The sequence below is a fragment of the Acinetobacter sp. LUNF3 genome, assembly GCF_022699605.1.
In the GTDB taxonomy this organism is placed as follows: domain Bacteria; phylum Pseudomonadota; class Gammaproteobacteria; order Pseudomonadales; family Moraxellaceae; genus Acinetobacter; species Acinetobacter johnsonii.
The window spans coordinates 2,976,723-2,997,367 of sequence record NZ_CP093968.1; the positions used below are offsets into that span (position 1 = coordinate 2,976,723).

General features: G+C 42.3%; 19 protein-coding genes. 3 read left to right on the forward strand and 16 right to left on the reverse strand.

All coding sequences use genetic code 11. From position 1 onward, the window contains the following. The first annotated feature begins 44 nt into the window (after positions 1-44). From MN200_RS14575 to bfr, 3 genes are all read left to right on the forward strand, one after another. Positions 45-428, forward strand: coding sequence for a RidA family protein (locus tag MN200_RS14575; RefSeq protein WP_004691470.1), 384 nt, complete (start codon positions 45-47; stop codon positions 426-428). 154 nt (positions 429-582) lie between these two features. Next, complete coding sequence (locus MN200_RS14580) at positions 583-777, forward strand: bacterioferritin-associated ferredoxin (protein WP_242759747.1); 195 nt, start codon at positions 583-585, stop codon at positions 775-777. Between the two features lie 253 nt (positions 778-1,030). After that, complete coding sequence (gene bfr / locus MN200_RS14585) at positions 1,031-1,495, forward strand: bacterioferritin (RefSeq protein ID WP_242759750.1); 465 nt, start codon at positions 1,031-1,033, stop codon at positions 1,493-1,495. A 59-nt stretch (positions 1,496-1,554) separates the two neighbouring features. Here the strand turns inward: bfr and tfpZ are convergent, their stop codons facing one another. The 16 genes from tfpZ to MN200_RS14665 form a co-directional block, all read right to left on the reverse strand. Continuing rightward, the gene (tfpZ, locus tag MN200_RS14590; protein WP_242759752.1) at positions 1,555-2,286 is read right to left on the reverse strand and encodes a TfpX/TfpZ family type IV pilin accessory protein; all 732 of its coding nucleotides are present in this window, start codon (positions 2,284-2,286) and stop codon (positions 1,555-1,557) included. Positions 2,287-2,348: 62 nt separating this feature from the next. After that, complete coding sequence (locus tag MN200_RS14595) at positions 2,349-2,885, reverse strand: pilin (RefSeq protein ID WP_242759754.1); 537 nt, start codon at positions 2,883-2,885, stop codon at positions 2,349-2,351. Positions 2,886-3,079: 194 nt separating this feature from the next. Continuing rightward, positions 3,080-3,640 carry a TPM domain-containing protein gene (locus tag MN200_RS14600; protein WP_242759755.1) on the reverse strand — a complete coding sequence of 187 codons (561 nt, stop codon included), beginning with the start codon at positions 3,638-3,640 and terminating at the stop codon, positions 3,080-3,082. Further along, complete coding sequence (locus tag MN200_RS14605) at positions 3,634-4,707, reverse strand: TPM domain-containing protein (protein WP_242759756.1); 1,074 nt, start codon at positions 4,705-4,707, stop codon at positions 3,634-3,636. Before MN200_RS14605 ends, MN200_RS14600 begins: the two co-directional genes overlap by 7 nt. A 36-nt stretch (positions 4,708-4,743) precedes the next feature. Beyond that, positions 4,744-5,334 carry a LemA family protein gene (locus MN200_RS14610; protein ID WP_005401344.1) on the reverse strand — a complete coding sequence of 197 codons (591 nt, stop codon included), beginning with the start codon at positions 5,332-5,334 and terminating at the stop codon, positions 4,744-4,746. 148 nt (positions 5,335-5,482) lie between these two features. Then, positions 5,483-6,361 carry a metal-dependent hydrolase gene (locus MN200_RS14615; protein WP_242759757.1) on the reverse strand — a complete coding sequence of 293 codons (879 nt, stop codon included), beginning with the start codon at positions 6,359-6,361 and terminating at the stop codon, positions 5,483-5,485. 223 nt (positions 6,362-6,584) lie between these two features. Next, positions 6,585-8,006, reverse strand: a complete 1,422-nt coding sequence (locus MN200_RS14620; RefSeq protein ID WP_205667519.1) for an FAD-dependent oxidoreductase — start codon at positions 8,004-8,006, stop codon at positions 6,585-6,587. A gap of 72 nt (positions 8,007-8,078) precedes the next feature. Continuing rightward, positions 8,079-12,554 (reverse strand): glutamate synthase large subunit, encoded by a 4,476-nt coding sequence (gene gltB / locus MN200_RS14625; protein WP_242759758.1) that lies wholly within the window; start codon positions 12,552-12,554, stop codon positions 8,079-8,081. Positions 12,555-13,001: 447 nt separating this feature from the next. Further along, a complete protein-coding gene (locus MN200_RS14630; protein WP_242759759.1) occupies positions 13,002-13,841 on the reverse strand; it encodes a hypothetical protein in 840 nt (279 codons plus the stop codon). A gap of 7 nt (positions 13,842-13,848) precedes the next feature. Continuing rightward, a complete protein-coding gene (aroB, locus tag MN200_RS14635) occupies positions 13,849-14,934 on the reverse strand; it encodes a 3-dehydroquinate synthase (protein WP_078425514.1) in 1,086 nt (361 codons plus the stop codon). A gap of 30 nt (positions 14,935-14,964) precedes the next feature. After that, the gene (locus MN200_RS14640; RefSeq protein ID WP_242759760.1) at positions 14,965-15,447 is read right to left on the reverse strand and encodes a shikimate kinase; all 483 of its coding nucleotides are present in this window, start codon (positions 15,445-15,447) and stop codon (positions 14,965-14,967) included. A gap of 88 nt (positions 15,448-15,535) precedes the next feature. Further along, positions 15,536-17,614 carry a type IV pilus secretin PilQ family protein gene (locus MN200_RS14645; RefSeq protein WP_078425516.1) on the reverse strand — a complete coding sequence of 693 codons (2,079 nt, stop codon included), beginning with the start codon at positions 17,612-17,614 and terminating at the stop codon, positions 15,536-15,538. 19 nt (positions 17,615-17,633) lie between these two features. Next, positions 17,634-18,161, reverse strand: a complete 528-nt coding sequence (locus MN200_RS14650; protein ID WP_004691496.1) for a pilus assembly protein PilP — start codon at positions 18,159-18,161, stop codon at positions 17,634-17,636. Further along, the gene (locus MN200_RS14655; RefSeq protein WP_004691497.1) at positions 18,161-18,883 is read right to left on the reverse strand and encodes a type 4a pilus biogenesis protein PilO; all 723 of its coding nucleotides are present in this window, start codon (positions 18,881-18,883) and stop codon (positions 18,161-18,163) included. Before MN200_RS14655 ends, MN200_RS14650 begins: the two co-directional genes overlap by 1 nt. After that, the gene (locus MN200_RS14660; protein WP_005401354.1) at positions 18,880-19,536 is read right to left on the reverse strand and encodes a PilN domain-containing protein; all 657 of its coding nucleotides are present in this window, start codon (positions 19,534-19,536) and stop codon (positions 18,880-18,882) included. The genes MN200_RS14655 and MN200_RS14660 overlap by 4 nt, the downstream gene beginning before the upstream one ends. Beyond that, complete coding sequence (locus MN200_RS14665) at positions 19,536-20,594, reverse strand: pilus assembly protein PilM (protein ID WP_125273594.1); 1,059 nt, start codon at positions 20,592-20,594, stop codon at positions 19,536-19,538. Before MN200_RS14665 ends, MN200_RS14660 begins: the two co-directional genes overlap by 1 nt. Between the last annotated feature and the right edge of the window lie 51 nt (positions 20,595-20,645).

Sequence of the window (20,645 nt, forward strand, 5' to 3'; positions counted from 1 at the left end):
CCAATCTAGGCTATGATTGATGGTGAATATAATAGGAGAACACGATGTCCCGCCAAGTAATTCATACTGAAAATGCCCCTGCTGCGATCGGTACTTATTCGCAAGCAATCTTAGTTGGCAATACACTTTACCTTTCTGGTCAGATCGGTTTAGACCCATACAGTATGGAGTTGGTTGAAGGCATTGAAGCACAAATTCGCCGTGTATTTGATAACTTAAAAGCTGTCTGTGAAGCCGCTGGTGGAACACTGGCTGATATCGCGAAGTTGAATATTTTCTTAACCGATCTTTCAAACTTCCAGTTGGTAAACCAAATTATGGGTGAATATTTTGCACAACCTTACCCAGCACGCGCAGCGCTCGGTGTGGCAAGCCTACCTAAAAATGCATTGGTTGAGATGGATGGTATTGTGATTATTAATCAATAAGTTATATTGTTTAAGAAAAAGCCACCGATTGAGTGGCTTTTTTTTATCCAAAACTCCAATAAAGACAAATGAAATTTCAAATGATTTCTATTGACAAACGATAACAATTATCAATAATATCACTTATCTTATTTCTTTCATGTGGCTTGCTGAAATGTACGTGTGCTTATGCCGTGGTATTACAGATCAAGATATTAAAGACGCTGTTGAAAATGGTGCGGGTAGTTATCGTGAAATTCGCGAGATGCTCGACCTCGGCACATGCTGTGGTCGCTGTGCACCAGAAGCACGCTCAATCATCAGTGCTGAAGTCTCTGCTATTGCATCACGCTTAGCCATTGCTGCCTAGATACTTGATTCATTTCTTGAATAACCATAATTATAAACTTACTCTTTATGAGTAACTCCTCCCCCGCTTATGACTCTAGGCGGGTTTTCTTTTTTAAATGTCTCAAAATAAAATTTGCATCCCGCATGCTTTTGATTGCGATTTTCATTTGCTGTTCTATAAATTACTCGCCAAAAACCACTTTGTTGTTTAAGATATTTCTCATAAGTTATTGATATTATTTTTTAAGCCGCAGTTTGAATGGAGCTTTATCATGAAAGGCAATCGTGATGTAATTAATCAGTTAAATCAGGTGCTTTATCATCATTTAACTGCCATTAACCAAAATTTCCTACATTCTCGTATGTTTAATGACTGGGGGATTGAGCAACTCGGTTCAGCTGAATATAAAGAATCGATTCGCCAAATGAAGCATGCTGACAAAATCATTGAGCGCATTCTTTTTTTAGAAGGTCTACCAAACTTACAACACTTGGGTAAACTCTACATCGGCCAACATACTGTTGAAGTATTAAGTTGCGATGTCCGTAAAACCAAAGAGAACATTGAATCCATTCAAGCCGCTGTTAAGCTTTCCGAAGAACAACTGGACTATGTTACTCGAGATCTTGTGCAAGAAATCTTAGAAAAAGAAGAAGAGTGGTTAGACTGGACGACCACACAGCTCGATTTAGTTGAAACCGTCGGTATAGAAAATTATATTCAGAGTCAAATTTAAGACTTTTCTATCATTTAAAAAAACCTGTATATGCAGGTTTTTTTATTATAGTTTTAGGTTTATTTCCAAGGGCGAAGATCAACAATTTTAATCACTTCGCCTTTTTCTTTATTGATTAAAACTGTCATATCAACAGCATTCGCTTTTAAAGGAACAAAACCAGTCGCTTGTGGATATTTTGATAAAATACTATCTACTTGTTGCACATCATTATACTGATTGAGTTCCTTCAAATCTTGAGCATTTTTTTGAATATTCCGTTTTACAGCGTTAAATTTTACATATCGATCCGGTTGTTTAGCTAAAGTTAGACCAAAAGCAGCATTAAACATATCATTTTGTTTTTGTTCATCATTATTTGAAATTAGCACACCAACATATTTAGGACCTGTCCACGCAGAATATTGATATTCAGCTTTAACTTTTACATTGGGCTGTTTTTGTATATCATTGTTACGAATAACTTCTATACGATCAACAGAGTGAACCAACCACACAGGGCGACCTTGAGCAATAGTATAAATACCATAATAAAGTGCAGCGACCTGAATCAAAATAATTACACTTAAGTCAAATTTAAGTGTCTTTTTATCTTCTTTATATACTAACAATCCTAGCATTGGTCCAATGATGCTATCAATTGCTAGCATCATTAAAAAGATATGAGTCACACCTACAGCTTTTGCCAATGGCGCTGGATACCAAACAAAAAAAACTAAACTAAACGCGATTAAGGTAATGAATAAAGAAACTGTTAAATGGAAAATAAAAAATTTAATTCGTTTAGACATTTATTCAACCAAAAATAGAAATAAAAACGCATCTAAAAGACGCGTTTTTATTTTATGCTAAATTACTTACATTCAGAAGGAACATATTTAGCTGGCATAGAGCCTAATGCAGCTGCACCCAAACCTCTAGCTGTTGCAGATGATTTAGTAAGGGAAGTACACGCCCAATCAATTGTTCCACCAACAGTTGATGTAGCTAATGCAACCTTATTAATAAACGGCGTAAACAAAATTGTTTTATTTTGTGCATCAGTAGGCAAGCCCGAAGCAGCCGCATTTGCTGTACTTGCTGAAGTTACAGTTATTACACCAGAAGCAGGAGTAATTACAACAGAGTTTACGTATTTAGATGCAATTGTACCTGCAGTTTGCTCAGCAGCAAGAGTTGTTGCCGCAGTTGTCACACCAGTCATTCCGTTACTTGAATAACCTTCTGTTACTGCTGCTTTCGCACTAGCAGCAGCACTTAACATTTCTGTAACTTTTGAACGAACCGTATAGTTCTGATAGGCAGGTACAGCAATCGCAGCAAGAATACCGATAATTGCAACAACGATCATTAATTCGATAAGGGTGAAACCCTTCTGAACTGATTTCATAACATTCTCCACAAATGTTTTGTTAATTTTTTATAAGCTTTCTAAGCTACATTGTAATTAGCATGTATTATGCCAACTTTCATTATATTTATTTTCAAATAAAAAACAGTACTTTATTTTACTATTTAAAAATTTATTTCCAGAAATTGTATTTTTATGTAAAAAACTGACAAATATTGTCAATTTATCTCTTTTTAGTTCAACATAATTGGAGAATTACTCAATTCATCAGCTTTGTCTTCTATTTTATTTGCATAGAATTGATTCAAAATAGTCCCAATTTGGGTTACGCCATCGACTAAAGCCTGCCGATACTGTTGCTGTGCCATTTTTTCAATAATACTTTGGCAGACCTCACCCCACACCCGCTGTGTAGTGGCTTCCTGTATCCCACGGTCAATCACAATCTCGACTTTACGCTCACACAAGTTTAAGTAAAGCAAAATACCACTATTCAACTCGGTATCCCACACACCAAGCTCAGCAAAAAGCTGTTTCGCACGTCCACGAGTATCTAAATAATAGGCTTCTCGTGCAGGCATATGCCCTTCAATCACCACTTGGATTTCACCAATGTGCCCATGTTCAGCAGCAGCTACCGCTTGTGCAATCGCATGTTGATCTTGCTGATTAAAAAAGCCCTTACTCGCTGGCATATGCAATAAATGCTTTAGCCAACGTTTAAAACTGGGTTGTACCATTTCATCTAGCTTTGGTTTAGTGACGATTTCCGTCGTTTCAGTTGTTGTTACCATGACCCTGATGCTCCTCCACCGCCGAAGCCGCCGCCCCCGCCACTATATCCCCCACCACCAAAACCGCCGCCGCCACGTCCCCCGCGTCCGCCTCCCCCGCCAGAAGAGAGAAAGAGCTGAAAAATCGTTTGGGCTAAGGTCGTAATGAGTAAAAAGAAAATCCCGCCACCAATGAGTAAGCTGGTGATTAAGCCTGCTCCATTGACCAAGCCTGCCACGATGCCTGCAACTGCAGCCGTCGAGGCACTTAAACGCTTCCCCACCACAAATGAGCCAATTGCGCCAGCAATTAAGATAAATATAGCCGTACTAAAGGTTTTACTTTTGGCTTCCTGCTCTCGAATAGCTTGGTCTTGGCGTTCTTGTAGTTCTTGCGCCGCTTGGGCTGCAACTTCAGGATCAAGATATAAAATCCGTTCAATTTCAGAAAGCCCCGCATTGATCCCTTGAGCATACTGAGCTTGTTTAAAATATGGTGTGATTTGTTGGTTAATAATGCGATTCGCAATAATGTCAGGGATGACTCCTTCCAAACCATAACCCGTAAGAATCTGCATACGCCGGTCATTAACGGCAATTGCGATCAGCAAACCGTTGTCCTGCTTTGCTGAACCGAGCTGCCATTGGTCTGCAATACGCATGGCAAAACCAAAAATATCCTCTTGACCTGTGGTCGGGACAATCACTACGCCTATTTGTGCCTTTCGTGTGTCATGCAAGGCACGAATTTTTTGGCCAATGGCTTGCTTATCTTCAGCACTTAAAATATGTGCTTGATCGATCACGGGTTCATTTAAGGTTGGTAACGCCCGTATCGATTCACCTTCTGCCATATCATTGGCAACGGACGGCTGTGACACGGCATCAGTATTTGTCGAGCTTACATTATTGGAACTCTCCGCTTGCTGACCTTGAATCATCTTTCCAGCAACAACTGTTTCCTCAGCACCATCTGTTGCTGTAGCAACCTCTGCCCATGTTAACGAACTTAGACAGAGCAGTCCTGATAAAATGAATGCAAGGATCCATTTATACGAAAACGGTAAGAACTGCTGCTGTCCTATCATTCATTCACCTATGGTTACAATTACTTTAAATCACCGCTAGTTAAATGACACTGTTGGTGCCTTTTGCGCACTTTGCTCCGCACTAAAGTTTGGTTTGGTGTCCATCCCAATCACCTTCGCAGTCATGACTTGTGGGAACTGACGTGCATAGGAGTTAAAGTCTTGCACCGTGCTAATGTAGCGATTACGCGCCACAGCAATACGGTTTTCGGTACCTTCGAGCTGAACCTGTAAATCACGAAATTGTTCATTGGCTTTTAAGTCTGGATAGTTTTCTGAGACTGCAATTAAACGCGACAATGCACCTGTCATTTGCGCTTGAGCTTCTTGATATTTTTGGAATAATGCAGGGTCTTCTAATACTTCTTTATCGACTTTTAAACCTGCCACATTGGCACGAGCCTGTGTGACCTCAGTTAGGACTTGCTCTTCATGTTTGGCATACCCCTTCACTACATTCACCAAGTTCGGCACCAAATCTGCACGGCGCTGATATTGGTTTTGTACTTCCGACCAAGCAGCTGTAACTGCCTCATCTTTGACCTGTAAGGTATTATAACCACAGCCCGATAGCGTTAACGTGCTCACAAGGGCAACAACGACAGCAGTTTTTTTCATAAAATTCATTCAGCTATCCTCTTTCTTTTGTATTTATTGCAATAACCTGATTGTAAACACATTTGATTATCCTTTTGTTGCTTTTAGTTAAAGTAGCTAAAAATGAAAGAACCGAGCGATATTCACTCGGTTTTGATTATTTATTTTTATACTTAAACTAAATAGCCGCGTGCAATTCCTGCTGAAAACCTTCGAGTTGATAGTTGTCTGCCAAACGGGTTTTCCAGTATTTCAACAGTTGGGTGTAATCAATATCTGAGGGATGAAAGTTGCTTTTGTAATAAGACAGATATTCAGGCAGCAATTGCACAAACATCTTCGCCAGCAAATACAATCCAAAGAGATTCCCACCCAATTTCGGTATACTCTTTTTACGGTCTTGTAAAAATAAACGGCTGGCCGAGTAAAAAGTTAAACTGGCAAAGCCTGTTGTTACACTACGCATGATTAAACGACGGATCTTGTCATCGCCATAAACATTTTGATAAACATCGAACGCAACCGCACGATGCTCAATTTCTTCAATGGCATGCCACACCCAGAGCTTAACCGCATCATCATCCAAGGTACTCAATACCTCAGGATGCCTTAAGATATAGCCGCCTAGCAGTGCCGTAAAATGCTCAAAAGCACAGGTGATTGCGAACTGAATTTTAGGATGCAGGTTTTTCACATCATCATCTTTACGCGCCAACCACGCCTGAAAACGGTCGAGATTATAATCATCACGGCGCCATGCAGCATTAAATGCAGTGTGTGCTTGAGAATGCATCGTCTCTTGACCAATAAATGCCGCAATCTGCGCTTGAAGATTTTCATCCTTCACTTGGTCACGTACATTGCGCACGCTATGCACAAAGAACTGCTCACCGATGGGAAAAGTTGAAGACAATGCCATCAGTAAATGCGACATGACTGGTGAATTGGCAAAATAATGCCGGCGAATGGCTTTGGGGTTGAATTGCAAACGTCGAATTGTAATACCCTGAGCTTTTGGACGATGTTGATATAATTTTTCTGTCGTCACTTGAGTCATGTCCATTTCCTAACATTTAACCGAGCGATCTTCAGTATCTGAAGTTAGAGGCCCTTCACATATGGCAAAAATGCTTAGTGCGTTTGCAAATTCATCCATTTTTATCTGACTCACCACCAGATCTTTTTCGATTTATCCCGACTCACCTCTTTCATATCATCTCAAGCAAACAGTGATCAATAAAAAACCCGCCGAAGCGGGTTTTTGTGTTGAACGATTTAGATTAAATGTCTAAATAATCCAAAATACCTTCAGCTGCTTGACGGCCTTCCCAAATCGCTGTGACAACAAGGTCTGAACCACGAACCATATCACCACCCGCAAAGATTTTCGGGTTTGAGGTTTGGAATTTATAGGTTTGCTGTTCAGCCGCAACTACACGACCTGAACCATCAAGATTAATATTCACATTTGTAAACCACTCCGCAGGGCTGGTACGGAAACCAAATGCCAATAAAACTGCATCTGCTGGTAAAATTTCTTCTGAACCCGGAATTGGTTCTGGACTGCGACGACCACGGCTATCAGGCTCGCCAAGTTGAGTCGTAACCACTTTCACGCCCGTGACTTTGCCATTTTCACCGACAATTTCAATCGGTTGACGGTTAAACAAAAAGTTTACACCTTCTTCTTTTGCATTTTGCACTTCACGACGTGAACCTGGCATATTTTCTTCGTCACGACGGTATGCACAGCTCACCACTTCCGCTCCCTGACGAATCGAAGTACGGTTACAGTCCATTGCAGTGTCACCACCGCCAAGAACAATCACCTTTTTGCCTTCAACACTGATGTACTCACTTGGGTCTTTTTCCCAACCTTGAGTACGGTTAACATTGGCAATCAAGAAATCCAAGGCATCATAGACACCATTTAAATCTTCACCTGCGAAGCCGCCTTTCATATAGGTATAAGTACCCATACCCATAAACACCGCATCATATTCTGTCAGAAGCTGGTCGATGGTGACATCTGTACCAATTTCAGTATTTAAACGGAATTCCACGCCCATGCCAGTGAAGATTTCACGGCGACGCTTCATCACATCTTTTTCCATTTTAAATTCTGGAATACCAAAAGTCAGTAGACCACCAATTTCAGGGCGTTTGTCGAATACAACTGGCTTAACCCCGCTACGCACCAAAATATCAGCACAGCCTAGACCCGCAGGGCCTGCACCAATGATCGCGACTTTTTTATCTGTCCACTTTACTGAAGACATATCTGGACGCCAGCCCAGTGCAAACGCAGTGTCATTGATATATTTTTCAGCGTTACCAATCGTCACTGCACCAAAACCATCGTTTAAGGTACAAGCCCCTTCACATAAACGGTCTTGCGGACAAACACGACCACACACTTCTGGCAACGTGTTGGTTTGGTGACACAGCTCTGCTGCTTGGAAAATACGGCCTTCAGCGATCAATTTTAACCAGTTTGGAATGTAGTTATGTACTGGACATTTCCATTCACAATATGGGTTACCACACCCTAAACAACGGTGGGTCTGATTTGCTGCCACTTCCGCTGTAAAAGGTTTATAAATTTCCACAAACTCTGCTTTGCGGACCTGAATCTCTTTTTTCTCTGGATCTTGGCGTGCTACATCCAGAAATTGAAAGTCATTGTTTAGGCGCTCTGCCATGTCTCTCTCCGTGGGTAGGTGCAGCCCGTTTATCTATCGTCTGCACCTGCCTATGTATCAGCAGTAGTGGAATTATTGTGGATCAGCTTGAGTGGTTTTCAACAAAGTCTGTAAGTTGGCAGCTTTCGGTTTCACCAACCAGAATTTACGACTGTAGAAATCAAACTCGTTACGGATCTTGTACGCCCAAGCACTACCAGTCTCAGCAATGTGTTCATCTAAGATACGGCTTAAGAACTCTTTATGTTCTTCCATCGATTCAGTCGAAATACGATTCAGCTCAATCAGCTCGTGGTTGTAATGATCAACGAAGTCATTATCAAGGTCAAGAACGTAAGCAAAACCGCCTGTCATACCTGCACCGAAGTTATGACCCACTTTACCAAGTACGGTCACGATACCGCCCGTCATATATTCACAACAGTGATCGCCTGCACCTTCAATTACAGCGAAAGCACCCGAGTTACGTACTGCAAAACGCTCACCTGCTGTACCTGCTGCGAACAATTTACCACCCGTTGCACCGTATAAACAGGTGTTACCAATGATTGCCGTTTCTTGGGTTTGGAAAGGCGAACCTTTTGGCGGGAAGATTGACACACGACCACCTGCCATGCCTTTACCCACGTAGTCGTTCGCATCGCCTTCTAATCGAATGTGCAAACCACCTGCGTTCCAAACACCGAGAGATTGACCCGCAGTACCCACCAAGTTCATCTTCACTGGGTGCGCTTCCATGCTGAGGTTGCCATAACGACGCGCAATCTCACCAGAAATACGAGCACCAATTGAACGGTCACAGTTACCAATGGTGAAGTGATATTCACCCGTTGTTCCTGCTTCAATCGCTGGCAACATTTCAGCCACCATTTTCTCAGCAAGCAAGCCTTTATCGAATGGAGCATTGCCTTGTACTTCACAGTACTGTGCCTTGCCTTGTGCAGAAGGATGTGACTCCAGTAATGCACTCAAATCAAGGTGCGCATGTTTCTCCGTTTCACCTGGAAGCATTTCAAGCAAATCTGTACGACCAATCAAGTCTTTTAAGCTCGAAACACCCAACGCTGCCAACCACTCACGTGTTTCTTCAGCAATGAAGGTGAAGAAGTTGATGAGCATTTGTGGCTCGCCAATATAATGTTCTTGGCGTAAATGATCTTGTTGAGTTGCAACACCCGTTGCACAGTTATTCAAGTGACAAATACGCAGGTATTTACAACCTAAAGCAATCATTGGCGTAGAACCAAAGCCAAAGCTTTCTGCACCTAAAATGGCTGCTTTCACCACATCTAGACCGGTTTTCAAACCGCCGTCGGTTTGAACACGAACTTTACCGCGCAGGTCATTGACACGAAGTGCTTGATGCGCTTCAGACAGACCTAACTCCCAAGGCGAACCTGCATGGTGAATTGAAGACAATGGAGAGGCTGCTGTACCACCGTCATAACCTGAAATGGTAATGAAGTCAGCATAGGCTTTTGCCACGCCTGCAGCAATGGTGCCTACACCCGGCTCAGACACCAGTTTCACTGAAACCATCGCTTGAGGATTGACTTGTTTTAAGTCAAAGATCAATTGTGATAAATCTTCAATTGAATAAATATCATGGTGCGGTGGCGGAGAAATTAAGGTCACGCCCGGTACTGAGTAACGTAAACGTGCAATTAAGCCATTCACTTTACCACCTGGTAATTGACCACCTTCACCCGGTTTAGCCCCTTGCGCTACTTTAATCTGCAAGACTTCAGCAGAAGTTAAATACGCAGGTGTTACACCGAAACGACCTGATGCAATCTGTTTGATTTTCGAGTTACGAATGGTACCGTAACGCGCTGGATCTTCACCACCCTCACCCGAGTTTGAACGGCCACCAATGGTGTTCATTGCAATCGCAATCGCTTCGTGTGCTTCTGGAGACAATGCACCCAATGACATGCCAGCAGAGTCGAAGCGCGGTAAAATCGCTTCTACAGACTCCACTTGATCTAGAGCAATCGAGTTGTCTGTTTTTAACTTTAATAGGTCGCGAATTGTTGCCACTGGACGGTTATTCACCAGTTCAGCATATTCTTTGAAGTCGGCATATTGACCAGAACGCACTGATTTATGCAAAGCATTGATCACGTCTGGGTTGAATGCATGGTATTCCTTGTCGAAGACAAATTTCAGCAAACCACCTTGATCGATTGGTTTACGTGCTTTCCACGCATTTTCAGCCAATTTTTTCTGATCATTTTCTAGATCAACAAAGGTTGCACCTTTAATCCGACTTGGCACACCAGTGAAGCATTTTGAAACCACTTCTTCAGACAGACCCACCGCTTCAAACAATTGACCACCGCGGTAAGATGCAACTGTTGAGATCCCCATTTTAGAGAGAACTTTCAACAAGCCTTTCTCAATCCCTTTACGAAAATTCACTTGCGCTTGGATTGGGTCACCCAATAGCTCACCTTTTGCAACCAAGTCATTGATCACGTCATAAGCAAGGTAAGGATAAATCGCAGTTGCACCAAAACCGAGAATAACCGCAAATTGGTGCGGATCACGTGCCAGCGCCGTTTCAACAATAATATTGGCATCCGTACGTAAACCGACATTAATCAGGTAGTGATGCACTGCACCAGTTGCCATCAATGCATTGGCAGGTAAGAAACCTTGGCGGATTTTCTTGTCAGACAACACCAATAAGGTTTTGCCGTCACGAATCGCTTGTGCTGCTTCTTCACAGATACGCGCAATCGCTGCTTCTAGACCTTCATCTTCCGCATAATTTAAATCGATATCTGCAATTTCATAACCTTTACGACCCAGCGTACGGATTTGATGCATTTTCGAATTTGACAGTACAGGGCTTGAAATGATCAAGCGATCCGCATGCTCAGGGCTTTGTTCAAAAACGTTTTGCTCACGCCCTAAACACGTTTCCAATGACATCACAATCGATTCACGTAATGGGTCGATTGGTGGGTTGGTGACCTGAGCAAACTGTTGACGGAAGTAATCCGATACATGACGCACTTGGCGAGACAAAACCGCCATTGGCGTATCATCACCCATTGAACCCACTGCTTCCTGACCGCTTTCAGCGATTGGGCGAAGCAATTGGTCACGCTCTTCAAAGGTCACCATAAACATTTTTTGTGATGCTTTAAGGTCGTCGCCTTTTAAGCCTTGATCACATAAATATTCTTCAAGCTCTGGACTACCTTGTACACGAACCGAGTTTTCACGTAACCATTCACGGTAAGGGCGCATTTTTTTCAAGTGCGTGCTGACATCTTTAGTGTCGAGCATTTTACCTGTGAAGGTATCAATCACTAGAATTTGACCTGGACCGACACGACCTTTAGAAATCACGTCTTCAGGCTCGTAGCCCCATACACCAATTTCAGATGCCAGTGTGATGTAACCATTTTTGGTAATCACCCAACGAGCTGGACGTAAACCATTACGGTCCAACATACAAATTGCATGACGACCATCTTGAATCACGAGACCAGCAGGACCATCCCACGCTTCCATATGCTTCGAGTTAAACTCATAGAATGCACGTAAATCGGCATCTAACGTCTCCACGTTCTGCCATGCTGGCGGAACCAACATACGCAATGCACGGAACAAGTCCATACCGCCGCCCACAAGAATTTCAAGCATGTTATCTAAACTTGAAGAATCCGAGCCAGTACGGTTCACGATTGGATTGAGCTCAGTTAAACCAGGCAATAATGGGTTTTCAAACTTTGGCGTACGCGCCATCGCCCAGTTACGGTTCGCAGTAATGGTATTAATTTCACCATTGTGTGCAAGATAGCGGAATGGCTGAGCCAAAGGCCAACGCGGCAAAGTATTGGTCGAGAAACGTTGGTGGAACACCACAATATGTGACTCAAGACGTGGATCTGCCAAGTCTGTGTAAAAATCAGCAATCGCTTCAGGCATCATCAAGCCTTTATAGCTAATCACTGTTGAACATAATGTGGTTACATAAAATGATGAGTCATTGCTAAGCTGCTGTTCTGCACGACGACGTGCCAAGAAGAGTTTACGGTTAAACTCAACTTCAGACACACCCATTGGGCAGTTCACAATAATTTGCTCAAATGCAGGAAGTGACTGCATCGCAATCGAACCTAAAGCATCGTTATTGGTCGGGACCACACGCCACGCCAATACTCGGCAACCTTCAGATTCAATTTCTTTAGTTAGAATTTGTTTTGCATGTACTGCAATTGCTGGATCGAGGCTTAAGAACACCGTACCGACAGCAAAAACTTCACTGAGTGTAATATCACTGAGTTTTTTCGCTTCTTCACGGAAAAACTGTTTTGGCATTGCTAAGAGTAAACCGCAACCATCCCCTGTCTTACCATCTGCAGCAATACCACCGCGGTGGGTCATACAGCTCAGACTGTGCATAGCAGTCTTGACAAGATCATGGCTTGCATCACCCTGCATATGGGCGATTAAACCAAAACCACAGTTATCTTTAAACTCATCCGGTTGGTATAAACCTTGAGCGGGAGCTACAGTATTAGGCGATGGCATGTGCATAGCGTACCCTTCTTTCTACAGGCCCTGTCGGGCGTCTAACAATCTAATTACTTCTTGCCGATTCGTTCAATTGACTCATATTCAGATTCTGATTGAAGTACAGCATTTTTTCTTCACACCCAAGATAGACTGATTTTCGTCTTTATGCATGTCTTAATTGAAAAAATGTATGCAGCAGTCACGCACTTTTTTAAGGCACTTGGCCGCTACTATTTCGCTCATAAATCGAATCTTTTTTGCGCCAAAACAGTGACATCAACTCAATTCATGCACCATTAAAGCAAGTTTTATGCCAATTATTTATTTTGTGTGTTAAGCGCTTTAGTTTTATTAGGTTTGTGTTTTTTACGTAAAAAATTAGTTCGAAGACAATCAATTTATTGCACTATATTTGTGCGTATATGAAATTTACATTTTTTGATGCGCCATAATGAACCAATTTTAATTAAATGGGTCGGTCACTTCAGGTTCATTTGTTTTATTTTGTGGCGCATTCTCTACGGTCGTTTGTGACTTTTGCACATCAACCACATTTCCATCTGCATCACGACGAGTAACCGTTGTCGATGTGGTCGATTGTTTATTTTGTGCGACTGCCGCACGTGCCGCTTGTTGACGCGCAGCTAGTGTAGCTTCATCAATCACGGGCACAGCGGCTGGTTTCAACTGCACGGCATAGAGCTTATTGCTAAGTCCAAGCTCATCAGAACCGAGGTCATTGACATAGTCTGCATAGCTTTCAATTTTTTCAACTTTGGGTTTCACCGACTTCGGCAACGTCAGCTTTAAGTCCGCCAATACCTTTTGCGCCTCATTGGCATTTTTATATACACCATAGATCAGCACATATTGCTCAATTTGGTTTTCACCCGTCAGCCTTAGGTAACTAAACGCTTGACGATCAGATTGCCTTTGCAAAAAGCGCTTAATAATCGCTTCTTCTGAGACTCTAAACAGTTCAACCGTACTGTTCTTTTTATTTTCCTGAATAAATTTGGTCCCACGGAATTCAGCTTCATGCTGCGCGATTGCTACAACACGTGTCGTCATATCCAAAGGTTTTACTTCATCGAGGAATGAGCCTAAATGTGCGGTTGTTGCGACTTTTTCTGGCTGAATTTGTAACTCAACTTCAGATTCAGCTTTTTTTTCAACTTCAACCACAGTCTCTTGGTCTGTAATGGCCCAAAAGACTAAGGCGCCAAACAAGCATACCCCTCCGAATGCAAGCCAAATATAATTTTGCTTTGTCTGCCACTGGGTTCGAAGGGTTGTTGCCATAATAAAGTTATGCCTGCTCTTGGTTAGCTAAAATCGCCTGTTTCATCAATTCTACATCAAATGTTTTGGTAATGATGGCCTGTCCTACCGCTTGCATCAAAACCAAACGCAATTGCCCGTTCAAGACTTTTTTATCATGAGCCATATATGCCAAAAAGTCATCGAGAGGAATCTGCGGACATACTATCGGTAAATTCGCGCGTTGAATGATATTTTTTGTACGTACCAAATCTTCTGCACTAATCCATCCCATACGCTGCGATAGATCTGCTGCCATCACCATACCTGTTGCCACAGCTTCACCATGGAGCCATTCACCATAGCCTAAATAAGATTCAATCGCATGTCCAAAAGTATGCCCAAGATTCAATAGGGCACGCTCGCCTTGTTCTTTTTCATCATTGGCAACAATACGCGCTTTATGGGCACAAGAACGATACACAGCTTCAGCCAGTGCAGCTTCATCACCCTGGACCAAATCATCTATATATTGTTCCAACCAAGTGAGAAAGTCAGCATCTCCCAAGAGTGCGTACTTAATCACTTCTGCCAAACCTGCTGATAACTCACGTGGTGGCAGCGTTTTAAGTTGAGACATATCCGCCAAGACCACTTGCGGTTGTTGAAATGCCCCGATCATGTTTTTACCCAGCGGATGATTAATCCCTGTTTTACCACCGACACTCGAATCAACCTGTGAAAGAAGTGTCGTTGGCACCTGAATAAAATAGACTCCGCGCTGGAAGCATGCCGAAGCAAAGCCCGCCATATCACCAATCACACCGCCACCTAGAGCTAAAACTGTACAATCACGGTTGAAGCCTGACGCTAACAATGCATCAAAAATCAGGTTGAGGTGCTCAATATTCTTATATTTTTCACCATCGGGCAAAATACACGTTGCAACTGTTTTTCCCAAAGCTTCAATTGCTGCCACGTAACGCGCTAAATACAAAGACGCAACCGTTTCATTACTCACAATCATCACTTGGCGCCCTTGAATATACGGCTCAAGTAAAGCTTTCGGATCTAAATCACTGCCAATAAAGATCGGGTAACGGCGTTCGCCAAGTTCAACATATAAGGTTTGCATGGATCAAATCACTTCAAAACTGAATCAAAACTACTTTACAAGAATCAAGTTTAAGATACGCTGCGCAAGATCTCGTGCAGCCCCTTGATTGGTCTCGATAATATAATGGGCAACTTCACGATATAAAGGATCTCGAACGCAGAGTAAGTCAGTTAACTTTTGTTCAGGATTCTCCACTTGAAGCAGTGGGCGATTTTTATCACGATAGGTTCGCTGTAGTTGAATCTCTACAGGAGTATAAAGATAAACAACGATACCTCGCTGTTTTAGGAATGCGCGATTTGGAGCCTGAGTCACCGCCCCACCACCTGTGGCCAAGACCAAGTTGGGTCGAGAGGTTAACTCATCGATTACAACCGTTTCACGACTACGAAACCCAAGTTCACCCTCTTTTTCAAAGATCCATGGAATCGTTGCCCCTGTTTTACGCTCAATCTCATGATCGCTATCAAGAAATTCACGTCCTAACAATTCAGCTAAATGTCGTCCTACCGTTGTTTTTCCGGCCCCCATAGGGCCTACCAAATAAATATTTGGTAGGGTTTCAAACTCTTTGCTTGGCAAGGAGTCACCTTTTAGATTTGTTCAAATTGAAAATATATTAATGATTTCTTGAAACACTGTCATTAACAATTCGTGGTGTCACAAAAATCAATAACTCCGTTTGTATCGTCGTTTTGACATTATTCTTAAATAAGTTACCCACCACAGGCAAATCTCCTAAGAATGGTACTTTTTGATAGTCATTACGTTTCGTATCATCAAAAATACCACCAAGCACGACGGTTTCACCATCGTCTACCAACACATTGGTTTGTAATTCACTGGTATCTATCGCAAGACCATCATTGGTGATATCACCAATCGAGTCTTTCTCAACCATGAGCGCCATTTGAACTTTACCATCAGGGGTAATGCTTGGAGTCACCTCTAACTTTAAGTTAGCCGCACGGAATTCGGTTTTTAAGCCTTCCGTCGCACTCCATGTTTGATAAGGAATCTCTGTACCACGCAAGATATAGGCTTTCTGTTTATCACCAGTCAGTACTTTAGGTGCCGACAAGACTTCACCATGACCATCCGCTTGAAGCGCGCTTAACTCAAGGTTCAACATATAGTCTGAAATTTTCAATAACCCAAAGTTAAACGTACCAGCAGTGTTTGTTGCTAAATCCACACCCAAATCAAAACTTGGCTGGAAGTCTCCGCCCCATACCGGGCTACCGCTAAGCTTCTTCGCACTCCACTTAATCCCCAATTCGCGAGAAAAGTCTGTTGATGCTGTGACAATACGCGCTTCGACCATCACCTGTTTCACTGCGACATCCAGCAAGTCAATCATGCGACGAATCTTGTCAATATTTTGCTGCGTATCATTAATAATTAAAGTATTGGTACGCGAATCAGAAACTGCACTACCACGAGCACTCAATAAACTTTCCAAAGCCAATGACTCTGAACCCGCTGTACGGTTCGACTCACTTCCTTTACTATCACGAGAGTCCTCTAACAACTTCAATACATCCGCCGATTTTGCATAACTCAATTGAATGTAATCGGTTTGTATTGGTGAAAGCTTAATACTTTGCGCGATAGCTTTGGCTTCATCTTCCTCAGATTTGATCAGCTCAGCTACAGGTGCAATCCAAATCACATTACCATTTCGTCGCTTATCCAAGTTCTTGGTTTTCATAATAATATCAAGTGCTTGATCCCACGGAACATCTTTAAGGCGCAAGGTAATATTGCCTTGTACTGTGTCCGAAGCCACCATGTTAATGCCTGTAAAATCAGCTAAGAGCTGTAATACACGTCGCACTTCAATATCTTGAAAATCTAAAGAAATCTTTTTGCCCGTATAAGCACTTGGTGCTTTAGGTTTCATTGGATTTTTATCTTCAGGACGCTTTAAACTAATGGTGAGCTTATCTTCTGCCTGATAAGCCATATATTCAAAACTGCCATTCGATTGAATTGTGATCAGGCCATTACTACCATCGTTTTGTGCATCAATGGTCGATACAGGCGTGGCGAAATCATTCACATTGAGACGGCGTGATAAGTGGGCAGGAATTTTATTCCCCAAAACGCGCACCACAATTTTACTACCTTGTTGTTTCACATCGACAGGGGTATTGCTACCTTTTAAATCAATGACAACTTGGCCTTCGCCGTCTGAACCACGTTGGAATCCAATATTTGAAATACCTTGCTCTGAACGCGCTGCAGCAACAGGTGTTGCTAGCGCTGGGTTCACTGAGTTAATTTTCAGAATAAAGGTATTACCTTCAACACGTGTAGTAAATGCACCGGCATCAGCCAAATTTACAGTTAAACGTGAACGCTGCGCATCTGAAGTTACATCTACTGTACTTGCTTCAGCCGTTGCCACCGCAATGCTGCCTTGTTTTAAGCTCTGCTGTGCTTTATCAAAATCCAAAACCAAACGTGATGGCTGTTCCAACTGATAGGCTTGCGGCTGTGGTGGCAAACCGTTGAACATGACACGAATTTCTGTTCCCTGTCCCGGAATTTGCATCGGCACAATATTCGTAATACTGACTTGCGCACTTGCAGCCTGCATCACCGCCATTGCAATTGCACCCATTGAAAACTGACGGAACATATGGTTCATCGTATTGCCATCCCCAAATATAAAATCTTTAGCACTATTATTCATTTTTATTCCTTTTCCTTTTTTAAGGCGCCGGCCCAATTAATACTAGGCTTCTCGGGCGCTCGACATAGCCCTCACGCCCATCCGGAATAATTTCAATCAAATCAATTTGTGTGGCGGTGATATTAATCACACGACCATGATTCATCCCCAAATAACTACCACGCTGCACGCGTTCAATTTCACCATCAGGTGTTTGAATCAACGCCAAAATTTGTCCATTTTGCCCGCGCATACTACCTTTCATGTTAAGCGATTCAATCGCATAACTTTCCAAAGGTTGTAATTGGCGAGATAAGTTTGGATAAACACGCTTTCCAGCCATAATTTTCAATTCAGCTGCCAATGAGCTTGGCATAAACGGACTCTTTAATTGATGTGCGGCATAATTAAAAGTCGGTACAGGTGGAAAATCTGGCGCAGGTTCAATCGGCAATGGTGGCTGATTGCGAATTTCAGCCATTTGCATATTGACCGCATCAATACGTGAATCACAACCGATAAGAAATAGTCCAACGCAGAGACTAAGCATGAGATTTTGATATTTCATTACTGAGCACCTCCTGCATCTGCTTTAGCTGTATTTTCCACACTTGCAGCAGCTGTCGCCCCGACATAGCGGTAAGTTTTAGCCTTTACACTGTATGAAATTTGCGGAATATCCGTCTTTTTCTCATTATTACTTGATGCTGAGATATCGAAGTCATGCAAGGTCACAATACGCGGTAAAGCTGCAATTCCACTGACAAATGAACCAAAAGAATGATAATCACCCGTCGCTTCAATAGAAATCGGCTGTTCGATAAAGAACTCTTGGCGAATTTCTGGCTCTAAACGAATATTTTTAAATTTTAATCCAGAATTTACGCCGCTCACGTTAATGTCTTCAACCAAACCAGGAATTTCAGTTTCTTTCGGCAGCTGTTCTAACTGCTGATTAAAATTGGCTTCCATTTCTTGCAATTGCGCTTGATATTGCTGCAAATTACGTAATTTTGAATCTTTTTCACGAAACTCATTCAGTAAATTTTGTTCTTGTGCATGTGCATTTGAAATCGCATCAAGTTTCGGCTTAATCACGACAAAATAACCCAAAGCCCCAATCACTAAAATGATAAAGATCCAACAAGTCAATTTGACTGAAAAGGGCCAACTACCGTAATTGTTTGGATCTAAGGTATTAAACTGTTGAAAAAACTTATCAACCGTCATTTTCTTCTTGGTTACAGCATGGTTTTCTGATGTTAATTCTTCAAATTCATCGCGACTCATTGTGCTGCCCCCGCTGTTGAATTATTAACTGTACTTGCTGCTTCAGGTGTCGTCGCATCAGGCGCTACTGGCTGTGCAATCTCATCTAAATCTGCCGTGACCACAAATGTGCCATAGGTTTCTTCAACACGTGGCACGATGGAGCTTGGTGCTTTATCTTTTTTCTCTTCAGCAACCAAGAATGAATTCATAAAGGCATTGCGATACCACGCAGATGCTTCGAGATTTCGTAAGAATTCCGCAACTGTATTCGGGCTTTCCGCTTTCCCTTCAATGGTAAATTTATCACCTGTGCGCACAAACTTAGTAATGTACATATTACTTGGTGTAACACGTACCATTTCATCGACCAAACGTACAGCCACAGGGCGTTGACCTTGCAAACCTTGGATCAACTTCATCCGTTCAACAATCGCATTGCGCTGCTCTTGCAGACCTTCCAATGACTTTAATTGGACATCTAAGTTTTGATTGGTACTCACCACCAACTGATTGGCTTGTTCTTGATCTTCCAGTTTTTGACTGTAAAAGAACCAAGCTAAAGCAACAGCTAAAACCCCAACTAATGCAGCCCCAACACAATAGGCAATAAATTCTTTTTTTCGTTTCTCTCTTAACGCATCACGCCAAGGGAGTAGGTTTATTTTTGCCATTAATCAAAACTCCTCAATGCCAATCCACATGCCACCATGAGTGATGAAGCATCATTTTCAATTTTTTTAATGTCGATTTGTGGAGAAAAGCCCATTTGTAAAAATGGGTTGGCAATGGTGACCCGATAACCTAATTTTTGTTGCAATAACTTCGCCAGTCCTGGAATATTGGCATTCCCCCCTGCCAATAAAATATGGTCGATCTCATTAAATTGAGAGGACGAAAAAAAGAACTGCAAAGAACGTGCTGCTTGTTGCACCACAGCTTCAAGAAAAGGTTCAAGGACTTCAATATCATAGTCGTCAGGCAAGGTACGGCTTTTTTTGGCACGTCCAGCTTCTTCAAAAGACAAACCATAACGGTTTTGAATTTCTTGAGTCAGTTGTTTACCACCGAACACCTGTTCACGGGTATAAATGACTTTATTATTCTGCATGACAGATAAGGTCGTCATGGTGTGACCAATGTCCAGAATCCCAACAGTATTCACGCCCATTGGAAGCGTATCTGAAAAGACTTTGAATGCATTTTCAATGGCGAAACTTTCAACATCGGCAATCTTAGGCATTAAACCACCCAACTCCAATGCTTCGGCACGCGCCTCTACATTTTCAATGCGGGTTGCAACGAGGAGTACATTGACACGATTAGGATTGGCTAAACGGTCTGGAAGGACTTCAAAGTCCAAACTCGCTTCATCTAATGGGAATGGAATATATTGCTCAGCATCATCACGAATCTGAATTTCACGTTCGTCATCGTTCATATCGGCATCCATTTCAATGATTTTAGTAATCACCATGGACGTCGGAACTGCCAGTGCTACGTCTGTCGATTGAACATTGGCCAAATTTACCGCACGCTCAAGGGCATCACCAACTGCTTCTGGATTCAATATATTTTTTTCGACCACACTTCCTTCTGGTAATGGGACTAGTGCATAGCTCTCCACCCAATACCGATTGTTTTTAACAGAAAGTTCCAATACCTTAACAGAAGTCGAACTAATATCTACTCCTATTAACCCCTTACTTGGCTTACGATATAACCTGAGCACAGTATTATTCCTATTATTTTTTTATCCCCAAAAAAAGTAACCCACTAATTA

Excerpts from the sequence above, each read along its gene's own strand:
- MN200_RS14575 (WP_004691470.1), top strand. The coding sequence starts at position 45 with ATGTCCCGCCAAGTAATTCATACTGAAAATGCCCCTGCTGCGATCGGT.
- MN200_RS14580 (WP_242759747.1), top strand. The coding sequence starts at position 583 with ATGTACGTGTGCTTATGCCGTGGTATTACAGATCAAGATATTAAAGAC.
- bfr (WP_242759750.1), top strand. The coding sequence starts at position 1,031 with ATGAAAGGCAATCGTGATGTAATTAATCAGTTAAATCAGGTGCTTTAT.
- tfpZ (WP_242759752.1), bottom strand. The coding sequence starts at position 2,286 with ATGTCTAAACGAATTAAATTTTTTATTTTCCATTTAACAGTTTCTTTA.
- MN200_RS14595 (WP_242759754.1), bottom strand. The coding sequence starts at position 2,885 with ATGAAATCAGTTCAGAAGGGTTTCACCCTTATCGAATTAATGATCGTT.
- MN200_RS14600 (WP_242759755.1), bottom strand. The coding sequence starts at position 3,640 with ATGGTAACAACAACTGAAACGACGGAAATCGTCACTAAACCAAAGCTA.
- MN200_RS14605 (WP_242759756.1), bottom strand. The coding sequence starts at position 4,707 with ATGATAGGACAGCAGCAGTTCTTACCGTTTTCGTATAAATGGATCCTT.
- MN200_RS14610 (WP_005401344.1), bottom strand. The coding sequence starts at position 5,334 with ATGAATTTTATGAAAAAAACTGCTGTCGTTGTTGCCCTTGTGAGCACG.
- MN200_RS14615 (WP_242759757.1), bottom strand. The coding sequence starts at position 6,361 with ATGACTCAAGTGACGACAGAAAAATTATATCAACATCGTCCAAAAGCT.
- MN200_RS14620 (WP_205667519.1), bottom strand. The coding sequence starts at position 8,006 with ATGGCAGAGCGCCTAAACAATGACTTTCAATTTCTGGATGTAGCACGC.
- gltB (WP_242759758.1), bottom strand. The coding sequence starts at position 12,554 with ATGCCATCGCCTAATACTGTAGCTCCCGCTCAAGGTTTATACCAACCG.
- MN200_RS14630 (WP_242759759.1), bottom strand. The coding sequence starts at position 13,841 with ATGGCAACAACCCTTCGAACCCAGTGGCAGACAAAGCAAAATTATATT.
- aroB (WP_078425514.1), bottom strand. The coding sequence starts at position 14,934 with ATGCAAACCTTATATGTTGAACTTGGCGAACGCCGTTACCCGATCTTT.
- MN200_RS14640 (WP_242759760.1), bottom strand. The coding sequence starts at position 15,447 with ATGGGGGCCGGAAAAACAACGGTAGGACGACATTTAGCTGAATTGTTA.
- MN200_RS14645 (WP_078425516.1), bottom strand. The coding sequence starts at position 17,614 with ATGAATAATAGTGCTAAAGATTTTATATTTGGGGATGGCAATACGATG.
- MN200_RS14650 (WP_004691496.1), bottom strand. The coding sequence starts at position 18,161 with ATGAAATATCAAAATCTCATGCTTAGTCTCTGCGTTGGACTATTTCTT.
- MN200_RS14655 (WP_004691497.1), bottom strand. The coding sequence starts at position 18,883 with ATGAGTCGCGATGAATTTGAAGAATTAACATCAGAAAACCATGCTGTA.
- MN200_RS14660 (WP_005401354.1), bottom strand. The coding sequence starts at position 19,536 with ATGGCAAAAATAAACCTACTCCCTTGGCGTGATGCGTTAAGAGAGAAA.